This is a genomic window from Bacteroides sp. HMSC067B03 (genome assembly GCF_001811315.1).
In the GTDB taxonomy this organism is placed as follows: Bacteria; Bacteroidota; Bacteroidia; order Bacteroidales; family Bacteroidaceae; genus Bacteroides; species Bacteroides faecis.
This window is the reverse complement of sequence record NZ_KV804390.1, coordinates 1-12,922: the sequence shown is the minus strand read 5'-3', so window position 1 is coordinate 12,922 and position 12,922 is coordinate 1. Positions and strand designations below refer to the sequence as shown.

The following is a 12,922-nucleotide window of genomic DNA, read 5'->3' as shown; positions in this document are numbered from 1 at the left end:
CTAAATATATTCTTTTCCATACAAATATGAACTTTATCAACGAGATTAACGATATTCTCTGGACTTATATCCTGATTATCATGTTGCTAGGCTGCGCAATCTGGTTCAGCGTGCGGACAAGATTCGTACAGTTCCGCATGATTCGCGAAATGATTGTATTGCTCAGCGAATCTGCCGGAAAAGGAAAGCACGGAGAAAAGCATGTGTCTTCTTTTCAAGCGTTTGCCATCTCCATTGCCAGCCGCGTAGGTACGGGAAACTTGGCAGGGGTTGCCACCGCCATCGCTATCGGAGGACCGGGAGCCGTTTTCTGGATGTGGGTCATTGCCCTGCTGGGAGCTTCAAGCGCATTCATCGAATCTACACTGGCGCAGCTGTATAAAATACGCGGAAAGGATTCTTTCGTCGGAGGCCCTGCCTATTATATGAAGAAGGGATTGAAACAGCCTTGGATGGGGATGCTCTTCGCCGTACTTATCAGTATTACGTTCGGTTTTGCCTTTAACTCGGTACAAAGCAATACAATCTGTGCCGCTGCCGAACATGCTTTTGGTTTCGACCATACGGTGTTGGGAGGGATACTTACCGCACTGACTCTTCTCATCATCTTCGGAGGAATTCGCCGCATTGCCCGGGTAAGCAGTATTATCGTACCGATTATGGCATTGGGATACGTAGGACTGGCATTGGTCATCGTATTACTCAATATTACTCAGTTGCCGGGAGTCATCTCGCTGATCGTAAGCCACGCTTTCGGCTGGGAACAGGCATTGGGAGGAGGAGTCGGAATGGCACTGATGCAAGGCATCAAGCGGGGACTTTTCAGCAATGAGGCGGGTATGGGATCGGCACCGAACGCAGCGGCAACGGCAAACGTCACTCATCCTGTGAAGCAGGGGCTGATACAAACGCTGGCTGTATTCACCGATACACTACTGATTTGTACTTGCACGGCGTTTATCATTCTTTTTAGCGGTGCTCCGCTGGACGGTTCTGCCAACGGTGTTCAACTAACTCAGCAGGCGCTGACCAATGAGATCGGCGCATCCGGAGGGGTATTTGTTGCCGTAGCACTGTTCTTCTTCGCATTCAGCAGTATTCTGGGGAATTATTATTATGGAGAGGCAAACATTCGCTTCATCACCGAAAAGAAATGGGTACTGCACTCCTACCGGATATTGGTAGGCGGCATGGTACTCTTTGGCTCTGTTGCGACTCTTGATATGGTATGGAGCCTGGCAGATATCACGATGGCGCTGATGGCTATCTGCAACCTGATTGCCATTCTTTTTCTCGGGAAGTACGCAGTACGGCTGCTCTCCGACTATCGCGCCCAAAAGAAAGCAGGCATCCAAAGTCCCGTTTTCAAGAAAGAGACTATGCCGGAGATCGAAAAGGACTTGGAATGTTGGTGAAAACCAACAGTTTTTACTACCTTTGCGGCAATTTAGCGGACGACTTGTTTGATAGTATCTTTCCGCAGACTCTATCTGTAATTTGTAAATCATAAAATTAGATATAGGACAATGAGCTTATTTGGTTTATTTAAAAAAAAATCCGATGAAACAAAAGTCGGCAACGTAGAAGATTTTATATCACTGACAAGGGTTTATTTCCAGTCAGTCATCGCTACCAACTTAGGTATCACTAATATCCGTTTCTTGCCGGATGTAGCAAACTTCAAACGTTTGTTCAAAATACCGACGCAAGGCGGCAAACTGGGACTGGCAGAGAAATCGGCTTCACGCAAAATGTTGATGCAGGACTACGGATTGAACGAGAGTTTCTTCAAAGAGATAGATGCTTCTGTCAAACGTAACTGCCGCACACAAAATGATATTCAGTCTTATCTGTTTATGTATCAGGGCTTCTCGAATGATTTGATGATGCTAATGGGTAACCTGATGCAATGGAAATTCCGTATGCCGTCTATCTTCAAGAAGGCTTTATACGGGATGACGCAGAAGACGGTTCACGATGTTTGCACCAAGCAGGTATGGAAGGCGGATGATGTACACAAGACAGCTGCTACCGTACGTCAATACAAGGAACGTCTGGGATATTCGGAACAATGGATGACGGATTATGTGTATAATATCGTTCTTCTGGCCAAGAAGGAACCGAAACGGAAAGAGGATGACACGGAGACGAAAAAATAAGTCGCTCGAAATGTTAGAAAGAAAAAATAAATCGTAAAGAAATACACGATTGGAAAAGCGGGGCTTTTGGGGCTTCGCTTTTTTTATTATCTTTATGTACTTTTTTCTTTTGCCTTGATGCAAAAGAAAAAGTACCAAAAAGAAAAAATCAAGGCTGCGTCTGCCCGGCTACTCAGGTCTCATTCCCGGCTAAAGGGCAGAAACTCGCTACGCTCAAACAGTCTGCCCTTCTTGACGCCGTGAATAAGACCTTCGCTTGACGCCGGGCAGACGAGGCCGGGGGGACCTGCGGGGTGTTGGAGGTGTTGGGGCTGTTGGTCGTTAATTTATTAGTCGATAATTTACTACACTAGTCAATAATTTGCTAGTCGATAAAAAGATAGGATGCTTATGAAACAAAAGAAAATGCTTGTACTTACTTTTTCGCAGTTGAAACAAATCTATAATCAGGAGATGCCGGAGTTGGTGAAGATGGCTGTAAAGAGTCCTACGGTGGAGGATTTTAAGGCCGGGTTGCTGATGTATCTGGATGCTTGTGAGGTAGTGAACGAGACGGCGAAGGAGGCGAGGGAGCAAATTCGACTCTTACTCCATTATGATGGACAGGATGTCCATGAACTGTCTACGGGACAGGATATGTCAGTACAGACGATTCGGTTACTATATCAGTTTCTGACGGAAAGGTTGGAGAATATAGAGATGCCGACGGATTTGTTTATTGAATTGTTCCAGTTGTTTAAACGCTTGCAGGGGGAGACTGTTCCTTTGCCGTCGCCGCAACGTATCAAGAGCCGGAATGACCGGTGGGCTACGGGGCTGGATGAAGAGGTGCGTGAAGAACGCGATGAGAACAAGGAGCGGATGTTGCATTTGCTGATTCAGAAGATAGAGAATCGGAAGTCGAAGCCTTCGGTACGGTTCCATTTTGAGGAGGGGATGAGTTATGAGGAGAAGTATGAATTGGTGAGCAAGTGGTGGAATGATTTCCGTTTCCATTTGTCGATGGCGGTAAAGAGTCCGGCAGAACTGAATCGTTTTTTGGGGAATTCGCTTTCGTCGGAGACGATGTATTTGCTGAATAGGGCTCGCAAAAAGGGGATGCCGTTCTTTGCTACCCCTTATTATCTGTCGTTGCTGAATATTACGGGATATGGGTACAATGATGATGCGATCCGGAGTTATATTCTTTATTCACCGCGGTTGGTGGAAACGTATGGCAATATTCGTGCATGGGAGAAGGAGGATATTGTAGAGGAAGGGAAACCTAACGCGGCAGGATGGCTTTTGCCTGACGGACATAATATTCACCGGCGTTATCCGGAAGTGGCGATCCTTATTCCTGATACGATGGGACGGGCTTGCGGAGGTCTTTGTGCGTCTTGCCAGCGTATGTATGATTTCCAGAGCGAACGGTTAAACTTTGAATTTGAAACGTTACGTCCGAAGGAAGCTTGGGACAGTAAGCTGCGACGGTTGATGACGTATTTCGAGAAAGATACGCAGTTGAGGGATATTCTTATCACTGGCGGAGATGCGTTGATGAGTCAGAATAAGACGCTCCGGAATATATTGGAGGCTGTCTACCGCATGGCAGTACGTAAACAAAGGGCGAATCTCGAACGTCCGGAAGGAGAAAAGTATGCGGAACTGCAACGGGTAAGGTTAGGTTCTCGCTTGCTGGCTTATTTGCCGATGCGTATCAATGATGAACTGATCGATATTTTACGTGAGTTTAAGGAGAAGGCTTCGGCTATTGGTGTGAAGCAGTTTATCATTCAGACGCATTTTCAGACACCGCTAGAGGTGACTCCTGAAGCCAAAGAGGCGATCCGGAAAATTCTTTCTGCCGGATGGATCATTACGAATCAGTTGGTATATACGGTGGCTGCTTCGAGAAGGGGACATACGACACGGCTTCGCCAAGTGCTTAATTCGTTGGGAGTGGTATGCTATTATACTTTCTCTGTGAAGGGATTCAATGAGAATTATGCAGTGTTTGCACCGAACAGCCGTTCGATGCAGGAACAACAGGAGGAAAAGATCTACGGTCAGATGAATCCGGAACAGGCGGAAGAGTTGTATAAGCTGCTGGAAACCAAAGTGGATACGGAAGAAAAAGAGGATGTTGCCAGACAGATAAGGCGCTTTATGAGAAAGCATCATCTGCCTTTCCTTGCTACAGACCGTAGTGTATTGAATTTACCCGCGATCGGCAAGAGCATGACTTTCCAGCTAGTCGGATTGACAGAAGAAGGAAAACGTATTCTGCGTTTCGAGCATGACAGTACCCGTCATCACAGTCCTATTATTGACCAGATGGGACAGATCTATATCGTAGAGAACAAATCATTGGCTGCCTATCTGCGCCAACTTGGCAAAATGGGGGAAGATCCGGAAGACTACGCATCCATCTGGAGCTATACAAAAGGAGAAACCGAACCTCGTTTCAGCCTTTACGAATACCCCGATTTCCCCTTCCGTATCACGAATAAAATGAGTAATTTAGGTATTAATACCTAATACCTAGCTCTTCACCCGTATTACTATATTAGCAATAATTGCAGTCAAACCTCCAGTGGTGATTCCTGAGGAGAATATACTCCGAATCGCTTCTGGAGCTTGTTTTAAAACATCCGGCATCAGTTCTACACCCAGACCTAAAGAGAGGCTGACTGCCAATACCAGAGTTTCTTTGCGTCCTATTTCCTGCGAAGAGACGATACGGATACCTGCGGCTGCTACGGTACCGAACATCAATAAGGTAGCACCACCCAATACCGGATCGGGCATCAGGGAAAAGACGGCTCCTACAATGGGGAATAATCCGAGGAGGACAAGCATGGCGGCAATATAATAACCTACATAGCGACTGGCAACTCCGGTCAATTGAATGATACCGTTATTCTGTGCGAAGATGGAGTTCGGGAAGGAGTTGAAAACACCTGCCAGGAAAGAGTTGAATCCATCTGCCATCACACCGCCGGAAATACGTTTCAGATATGAATCCCCTTCAATCGGAAGTCCGGAAATCATGGAATTGGCTGTCACATCTCCCGTAGCTTCAATGGCGGTAATCAGATAGACCAGACCGATGGCGATGAACGAAGAGATATTAAAGTCAACACCATATTTAAAGGGCTGAGGGATGTTGAAACTCATCAGCATCTCAACATTGAGCGCACTCATATTCACTTTGCCCAAAGCGAAAGCCAATCCATAGCCCAGACAGAGACCGAAGACAATGGAACTCATGCGCAGGTATTTGTTTTTGCAGCGATTGAAGAATAAGACGCTCAGCAAGACGAGTGCCGCAATAGAAAGATTTTCCCACGAGCCGAAGGACCCGTCATCCATTGCACTATATCCGCCGCCACAAGAAACAATACCGACTTTAATCAGACTCAATCCGATGAGCAGCACGACAATACCGGACACCAGCGGAGTGATAATATTGCGAAGATACTTGAAAGTACGGCTGACAACCATTTCGATGGGAGCGGCAGCTATACAGGAACCGAATATAAGGGGAAGTCCGCCTACCAATCCGGTAGCTATAATGGGCCCGATAAAAGAGAAACTGGTGCCTTGAATACAAAGTAACCTGGCCCCTATCGGACCAATTCGACGGCATTGTATAAACGTGGATACACCCGAAGCAAAAAGGGACATAGATACCAGAAAGCTTGTTTTTTCAACATCCAGTTTCAGCGCACCTGCAATGATAAGAGGAGGTGTTATGATGGCTACAAAGATGGCCAGCAGATGTTGCAAGGCAGCAAACAGGGCATCTTTAAATGGAGGGCGGTCTTCTACGCCGTAGATCAAATCTGTTTTCATTCGATATTTTATTCAATAATTTATGTATATCCGTTTCGGGATTTCGTATCTTAAAGTTTAGTTTAACGTCCACTTCAGAGCCAGTGTCGGAATCACATAGAAGCCGTCACGACCACCGAAGTTATTGCTCAGTTCCACTTCGGAGCCAACACTCAGGTTAAAGTTTTTATTTACTCCTTTTATACGGTTCAGGTTTACCCAGAATTGAGGTTCGGACAGGAAGATTGTTTTTCCATAGTTCGTTTCTTCTCGCCACCAGTCGGCAAAGCCGGAGAAGGTGAGCAGGTTCTTGCAGAAGTTCATGTACCAGGTTCCTGTCAACTGGAAGTTATTCGGAGAGCGATGTTTCTGAATATACTTGTACATGGCTGTCAAGGTGAAGCCTCTTGAAAAAGAAGCGTTATTATAGGTATAGGTGGCTCCTGCCAGATAAGCGTTATTGTAGGAGAATCCTTTTGCTAATCCGCCATTATATTCCAGATGGGCAGAGAAAGGACCCTTCCAAAATTTCAGTTCGCGGGCTATCTCCCAGTATGCGGCAGCGACTCCTTCGGAAGTATAGTCCATATCAATAAAGAAATAAGTACTTCCCCAGTTATCGGGATGAAACTTTTCCACTGTAGAGGTTAACAATGGACGCCCTTTCAAATCTTTATCATACAAGGAACGTCCGAAATCATAATGTAACTGAATGTTTTGTGCCTGTAATTCCGGTACGGCAGAAAGCAGCATACACAGGAAAAGAGCAGAAATGATCTTTTTCATGACAAATGTGTTTAAATGAAGGTGCAAAAATAGTTAAACCTATACATATATTCACATTCTGACACTACTATTTTAATCCAGACGATTATTTCCTGTATCCCACCAAAGTCGGGTACCTCCATGATCCGGTCCGTTCAAGGCCTCAACAAGAGCTGAGTATTGTTCTTTATCTTCTGTCTGCAGGGTACCGGGGAAGTTGAGACGGCGTATCATCGTCTCCGTATCGATACACCCGTTTCTGCTATGGTTAAAGCGTACCGGAAACAGACGCGGATATCCCGTACGACGTTGTTCAGCCCATGCCTCACAGCCTTCCGGAAACATGGCAATCCATTTCTGTGTAATGATCTTCTCCAGTTTCACTTCTTTATCATCTGCCGGATTCCATTTAGGAGAAACCCGGCAACGGGCAGGAATGTTGTTTTCAGCATCATACGTATCAGTAAAGTCAGCGGCTGTTCGTTCGCTGTTCAGATAGTCGTCCATCTGATAAATCCCGTGCTGGTGCAAGGATGCTTTTATACCATTCAGATAACATTCTTCTTCATCTTCCGGAGTCCAGCCACGCAAAGCCGCTTCGGCACGGAGAAACCAGATTTCGGCAGAGTTCATTAAAGGAGCATCCGTACTCTGATCGACAGCCAATTTAGATAATCCTGCATAATGATTGTGTGCAAAACAAGTTCCCTGACGGATTCCACGATACTCCCCTGCATAAGCCTTGTCGGTACAGGCTTCAAAGTAGACTTTCAGCCGGGGATCATCATAGCCTGTGAGAATAGATTCCATTGCAGCGCTCATATAAGTTTCGTTCCATACACGGTTGAGTTCTCCCAACGGATTGGTAAATCCGGATTGTGTCGAGACCGCTACCCGCTCATCTTCGGCTTCAAAAACACCAAATTCGTTCTCCAATCCTTTCCGAAACTCGGTATATGCCTTATCCGGATCAACTGCCGAAATACGCATTGCCAGACGCAGACGCAAAGAATTGGCAAACTTGACCCAAGAAGAATACTGACCGTCCAGCAACAGATCAAAACGGGAGAATCCGTTGGATTCAGGCCTCTTTTCTATGTAACCGGCAAGAGAGACAACAGCCGAATCTAGTTCATTAAAGAACTCATAGTAAACTTCTTTCTGCGTATCAGGGCGATATTGATTTCGGACATTCGCAAAGTTCTTATAAATAATAGGGCCGTAATAGTCCGTCACCCGATGCATAACTTCTACTTTCAGCACTTTGGTGATGCCGAATAAAGCAGGTTCTGTATCACGGGTGGCATTCTCCGACTGATAGATTTGTGGAAAAATATACGAATACATATGTGTCCACATGGCACTGTTCCAGCCATCCTGCATGTTATAGTCCGAGTTATGCGTACCTCCGTTCAGCGGTTTGGCATCGTGCATATAGCCGGAGAACATATCCGCGTTCAGATTCTGTATCAATTGGAAAGGCCAGTTCTTGCCTTTACCGAAATCGTAGTTAAAGTAAATACCTTGCTGGATAATTCCCAGACGGATGCCGAAGCCATTATCATCAATCACCAAATCCTCATCCGTAATACCCGACTGATCGGTATTAAATTCACGGAACTTCCCTGTACAGCTGACGGAGAGCAGCAGAATACCCAACAAGTATATATAAATATGTCCTTTCATCATCTTCCCTCCTGCTCTTAAAATTCACATTTCAACGTAAAGCCCAGACTGCGGGTGGTAGGCATGCCAAACACTTCAATTCCCTGATTGTCATTTCCCGTAGAAAGTACCAGATCAGGATCGAAAGGAGCTTTCTTGTACAAGAAACAAAGGTTACGGGCTACAAAGGAAAGTTGCAGGTCCTTCAGTACGTTCGTTTTCTGTATCCATTTTCGGGGGAAGCTATAACTCAGTGAGACTTCCCGCAGACGGAGGTTGGTCGCATCATACATATAGTATTCGGTCACTCCGGCACGTCCGCCGACCACATTCTTATAGAATCCCTTTACATCGCTTATCTGCCGGCCTTCCAACGAGACATATCCTTTATCACGGGCTTGTGCCGTAACCTTCGAAACTCCATAAAGATCCATCTCCGCCTGAGTCTGCGAAAGGATTTCACCTCCATATCGCCAGTCGAGCAGGAAGTAAAGGCTAAAACCTTTGTAAGAGAAAGAATGATCCCATCCCAACATAAAAACAGGATTGGCATTTCCCACTTTTACGGTATTCCCGTCACCCTCTACCAACGGAAGTCCTTTATAATCTCCCTCCGTTCCATACAGAATATGACCTTCTTCATCACGTATAAAGGCTTTACCGTAAATGTCGCCGATCGAACCGCCTTTCACCAGTTTCATCGCATAACTGGAAGAGAAGCTGGTAGGTCCGTAAGCAAACTCCTTCAACTCTTCATGAAGTTCTACGATCTTATTCTTATTGGCAGAAAAGTTCATGGAAGTCTTCCATGTAAAGTCAGAAGTCAGTACCGGAGTGGCATCCAGCGTGATCTCCCATCCCTGATTCTGAATATCTCCCGCATTTACATATCGATAGGCGTATTTATCTCCAGCAAGTGCCGGGAGTTTGAAAAACTGTTCATAAGTGTTGGTACGATAATAAGTCAGGTTCAATCCCAAGCGGTGCTGCAAGAATTTCCATTCCATACCCAGTTCGACAGAATGTGTCATTTCCGGTTTCATCTCCGCAAAAGGAGCGGCATCACTTGCCAGCATTCCTCCGCCGGCAGTCACATACGATACGGGATAAGTAATGAAGGGAGGTACCCCGTTACCCACAATGCTATAAGCTCCGCGCAACTTTGAGAACGAAACCCATTCGGGCATCTTCACCCACTTATCGGGGAGAAAAGATACTCCGATGGAAGGATAAAAGAATCCCTTCTTTTCGTATTTTGTATAAGCTAGTGTAGATGACCAGTCGTTACGTGCGGTCAGATCTAGAAAGGCTCCTTCTTTATAACCAGCCTGTGCTGTTGCAAAGACAGATTGCAGTTGGTAGTGAGCATCTATTTTCTGGTCAATACTGGCAGAACTGCTCATCACGATATTGGCAAGGTTGAACACATTGGCAAATTTTAGAGAAGCATTCTTCGAATCAATACGGGTGGAGTTAACAACCTTATCATTAATACTGCCGCCAATAGCTATATTCAACGTAAAATCATTCAGTTTCTTCTTAGCCATCGCCATCACGTCTCCATACATCAGCGTTTCCTGATAATCCATTTCAATATAACGCCCGTTCATTCCACACAGTGCCGTAGCGGTAGAGGCATAGAATTTCTGACGTAGTTTATCGGCTGAATAATCCATATTGCCACGAGCTTGAAGCGTCAGCCAACCGGTCACTTTCAAATTGGCGGAAAGAGAGAGGATCAATCGCGTACGCGCTTCCTTACTCTGTATACGGTTTTGTATCCAATACGGGTTCTGCTCGAAGTCCTCGGTAAAAGTATGCCAGTTTTGTGTATTCAGTTTTCTTTCCTCATCATAGTGTTCATAGTTATCTTTATAATATGACAAATCTTCGCCACGAGGAAAGCGGTAAAGCCCTACCAGCGGATTCATATAGAAACCTCCCGATACAGGTTTATTCTTCACCGTCTGCCTCATGACGTTCACATTACCATCCAGTTTCAGCAGGCTATTGAAGAGTACAGCGGTCTCCCTCAGATTGATATTGTGCTTGGAGAGTTTGTTTTCATTCAGAATACCACGCCCGGTCGTATTGGCATAGGAGAAGTAAGTTTGCAGTCTATCGTTTCCGGAGTTGACGGATACGGAAGTGATCGACGTCAGTCCGGTACGGAAAAAGTTATTCAGATTATCATAAGCCATGAGGTTTTCTTTCTCCCCCCAACTGTCTGTCACATCACTTACCCCATAGTTATTCTGCATTTTGGGCAGACAGAAAGCCTTCTCAAAAGTCAATCCGGTAGAGAAATGAATATCTCTCCGCCCTACGGAGTTTCCTTTTTTGGTCGTAATAAGAATAACTCCGTTGGCTGCCTGACTACCATACAAGGCTGCGGCTGGAGCTCCTTTCAGGATGCTGATACTTTCCACATCTTCCGGATTCAGATTGGAGATACCGTCGCCTCCGTCCCTGTTTCCGGCATTTGCCGTACCGCCAATAGCCGAATAAGCCTGTTCCGAAGTGGAGTTCGACATAGGAACTCCATCTATCACATACAAAGGCTGATTGTCTCCGGCTACCGAGCGCACCCCACGAATACTGACTTTCGCCGACCCGCCCATACCGGAAGAGTTCTTGCTGACCTGCACACCGGCTGCCTTCCCCGCCAAAGCAGTGATCATATTCACTTCTTTCACGCGATTCAATTCTCCTCCCCTCACTTTCTGCACAGCATAGGCCAAAGAAGATTCTTTCTTTTCAAGCCCCAAAGCGGTAACAATCACATGATCAAGCAGCTGAATGCTTTCCTTCAGACATATTTCAAGCATCGACCTGCCCTGTACGCCGACTTCCTGAGACTCGTAACCCACGAAAGAAATTTGCAGTATAGCACTATCCGGAACGGATAAGAAGAAATTCCCCTCAACATCTGTCACTGTTCCATTCGCTCCGCCCTTCTCTCTGATTGTCGCTCCGATCAACGGTTCACCATACACATCAATAACCCGTCCCCTCACCGTAAAATTAACAGAAGAGACTCTCACATTTTCTTTCGGTTCTGACTGCGAAGCATAACAACCTTCTTCAAAGAAAAATAACAAGCCTATAAAACAGCAACTTATAAGTATTCTTGTTTTCAAAAGTATTCCAATATGTTGTTTTGTCATTACCGTGCAAAAATAGCCAAAATTTTTTAAAACTGTTTTTTTCTGTAACTATTTTGAATGAAAAGAATAGATTCGTTATTTTTGTAAGAAATTACAGAAGCATGGAAATTGAAATCGAAAAACATCCGCTGGAACCTTTTCTTCCCCCGAAAGCAAAGCTGCTGATGCTGGGAAGCTTTCCGCCACAAAGGAAACGGTGGTCGATGGATTTTTACTATCCGAACCTGAATAATGATATGTGGCGCATTGTCGGACTTTTATTTTTCAGAGACAAAGAACACTTTCTGAATGAGAGCCGGAAAGCATTCTGCCGGGAACAGATCGTTGATTTTCTAAACGAAAAAGGAATCGCCCTGTTCGATACCGCCTCCTCTATCCGGCGTTTGCAGGATAATGCTTCGGACAAGTTCCTCGAAGTAGTACAGCCGACGGATATTGCAGCATTACTCCGCCAACTGCCCGAATGCAGGGCCATCGTCACCACCGGACAAAAAGCGACGGACACACTCCGTGAACAATTGGAAGTAGGCGAACCCAAAGTAGGCGATTATGCAGAATTCGTATTCGAAGGACGAGCGATGAGACTCTACAGGATGCCTTCTTCCTCACGGGCATACCCTCTTGCCTTAGACAAAAAAGCGGCTGCCTATCGGATTATGTATCAAGATTTGCAGATGCTTGTTTAAGTATTAAGTTCTGAGGTTTGAGTTTTTAAGTATGAATCAATAAACAACATATAGTATGACACCTTTATTTTTGCAATATCCGGCATGCAGCACATGCCAAAAAGCCAAGAAATGGCTAACAGAAAATAACATTGAGTACACTAACCGGCTTATTGTGGAAGATAACCCTACGGTGGAGGAGTTGAAAGCATGGATTCCGCGAAGCGGACTACCGATAAAGAAATTCTTCAACACTAGTGGTTTGGTATATAAAGAGCTGAAACTGAGTGAGAAGCTGCCAACTATGACCGAAGAAGAGCAAATCACCTTATTGGCAACTAACGGTAAATTGGTGAAACGTCCGTTAGTAGTGACCGACAGCTTCGTTCTGGTAGGTTTTAAGCCCGATGAATGGGAAAAATTAAAATAATTGGAAATTTATTTACCCTAACATTTGCAGGTTCGGAAGTTTATACTACCTTTGCAGCCGCAAACACGGGAGTAGCTCAGTTGGTAGAGCACCGGTCTCCAAAACCGGGTGTCGGGAGTTCGAGCCTCTCCTCCCGTGCAGAAGTAAACCGCAAACAGTCCATGACTATTTGCGGTTTTTCTTTTTATTACCACTTCCTTTCATCCGCATTGCAATATTCATGGATCAATGTAAAAACCTGAGGGATTTTCATTT

General features: G+C 45.3%; 9 protein-coding genes and 1 tRNA gene. 6 read left to right on the top strand and 4 right to left on the bottom strand.

Going from position 1 to position 12,922, the window contains the following annotated elements; translation table 11 throughout:
• The first annotated feature begins 26 nt into the window (after nt 1–26).
• The 3 genes from HMPREF2794_RS16325 to HMPREF2794_RS16315 all read left to right on the top strand — a co-directional run bounded on the left by HMPREF2794_RS16325 (nt 27) and on the right by HMPREF2794_RS16315 (nt 4,679).
• On the top strand, nt 27–1,415 hold the full coding sequence (locus tag HMPREF2794_RS16325; RefSeq protein ID WP_010537041.1) for an alanine/glycine:cation symporter family protein: 1,389 nt from the start codon (nt 27–29) through the stop codon (nt 1,413–1,415).
• Between the two features lie 111 nt (nt 1,416–1,526).
• Complete coding sequence (locus HMPREF2794_RS16320; protein ID WP_010537040.1) at nt 1,527–2,159, top strand: hypothetical protein; 633 nt, start codon at nt 1,527–1,529, stop codon at nt 2,157–2,159.
• A 390-nt stretch (nt 2,160–2,549) separates the two neighbouring features.
• Complete coding sequence (locus tag HMPREF2794_RS16315; protein WP_055271268.1) at nt 2,550–4,679, top strand: KamA family radical SAM protein; 2,130 nt, start codon at nt 2,550–2,552, stop codon at nt 4,677–4,679.
• Between the two features lie 3 nt (nt 4,680–4,682).
• On the opposite strand, the gene HMPREF2794_RS16310 is transcribed toward HMPREF2794_RS16315, so the two are convergent.
• From HMPREF2794_RS16310 to HMPREF2794_RS16295, 4 genes are all read right to left on the bottom strand, one after another.
• Nucleotides 4,683–5,996 carry a nucleobase:cation symporter-2 family protein gene (locus HMPREF2794_RS16310; RefSeq protein WP_055271254.1) on the bottom strand — a complete coding sequence of 438 codons (1,314 nt, stop codon included), beginning with the start codon at nt 5,994–5,996 and terminating at the stop codon, nt 4,683–4,685.
• 57 nt (nt 5,997–6,053) lie between these two features.
• Entirely contained in the window at nt 6,054–6,761 is a 708-nt protein-coding gene (locus HMPREF2794_RS16305) for a nucleoside-specific channel-forming Tsx family protein (protein ID WP_022301011.1), read from the bottom strand.
• 72 nt (nt 6,762–6,833) lie between these two features.
• Nucleotides 6,834–8,429 carry a SusD/RagB family nutrient-binding outer membrane lipoprotein gene (locus tag HMPREF2794_RS16300; protein WP_022301012.1) on the bottom strand — a complete coding sequence of 532 codons (1,596 nt, stop codon included), beginning with the start codon at nt 8,427–8,429 and terminating at the stop codon, nt 6,834–6,836.
• Nucleotides 8,430–8,443: 14 nt separating this feature from the next.
• Complete coding sequence (locus HMPREF2794_RS16295; protein WP_070751935.1) at nt 8,444–11,572, bottom strand: SusC/RagA family TonB-linked outer membrane protein; 3,129 nt, start codon at nt 11,570–11,572, stop codon at nt 8,444–8,446.
• A gap of 101 nt (nt 11,573–11,673) precedes the next feature.
• On the opposite strand from HMPREF2794_RS16295, the gene HMPREF2794_RS16290 reads away from it, so the two are divergent.
• The 3 genes from HMPREF2794_RS16290 (at nt 11,674) to HMPREF2794_RS16280 (ending at nt 12,805) form a co-directional block, all read left to right on the top strand.
• Nucleotides 11,674–12,258, top strand: coding sequence for a uracil-DNA glycosylase family protein (locus HMPREF2794_RS16290; protein WP_070751933.1), 585 nt, complete (start codon nt 11,674–11,676; stop codon nt 12,256–12,258).
• Between the two features lie 55 nt (nt 12,259–12,313).
• Nucleotides 12,314–12,667: an arsenate reductase family protein gene (locus HMPREF2794_RS16285; protein ID WP_010537034.1), complete on the top strand. Its 354-nt coding sequence runs from the start codon at nt 12,314–12,316 to the stop codon at nt 12,665–12,667.
• Nucleotides 12,668–12,732: 65 nt separating this feature from the next.
• Nucleotides 12,733–12,805, top strand: a tRNA-Trp gene (locus HMPREF2794_RS16280).
• Nucleotides 12,806–12,922 lie beyond the last annotated feature (117 nt).

Excerpts from the sequence above, each read along its gene's own strand:
- HMPREF2794_RS16320 (WP_010537040.1), top strand. The coding sequence starts at position 1,527 with ATGAGCTTATTTGGTTTATTTAAAAAAAAATCCGATGAAACAAAAGTC.
- HMPREF2794_RS16315 (WP_055271268.1), top strand. The coding sequence starts at position 2,550 with ATGAAACAAAAGAAAATGCTTGTACTTACTTTTTCGCAGTTGAAACAA.
- HMPREF2794_RS16310 (WP_055271254.1), bottom strand. The coding sequence starts at position 5,996 with ATGAAAACAGATTTGATCTACGGCGTAGAAGACCGCCCTCCATTTAAA.
- HMPREF2794_RS16325 (WP_010537041.1), top strand. The coding sequence starts at position 27 with ATGAACTTTATCAACGAGATTAACGATATTCTCTGGACTTATATCCTG.
- HMPREF2794_RS16285 (WP_010537034.1), top strand. The coding sequence starts at position 12,314 with ATGACACCTTTATTTTTGCAATATCCGGCATGCAGCACATGCCAAAAA.
- HMPREF2794_RS16300 (WP_022301012.1), bottom strand. The coding sequence starts at position 8,429 with ATGATGAAAGGACATATTTATATATACTTGTTGGGTATTCTGCTGCTC.
- HMPREF2794_RS16290 (WP_070751933.1), top strand. The coding sequence starts at position 11,674 with ATGGAAATTGAAATCGAAAAACATCCGCTGGAACCTTTTCTTCCCCCG.
- HMPREF2794_RS16305 (WP_022301011.1), bottom strand. The coding sequence starts at position 6,761 with ATGAAAAAGATCATTTCTGCTCTTTTCCTGTGTATGCTGCTTTCTGCC.
- HMPREF2794_RS16295 (WP_070751935.1), bottom strand. The coding sequence starts at position 11,572 with ATGACAAAACAACATATTGGAATACTTTTGAAAACAAGAATACTTATA.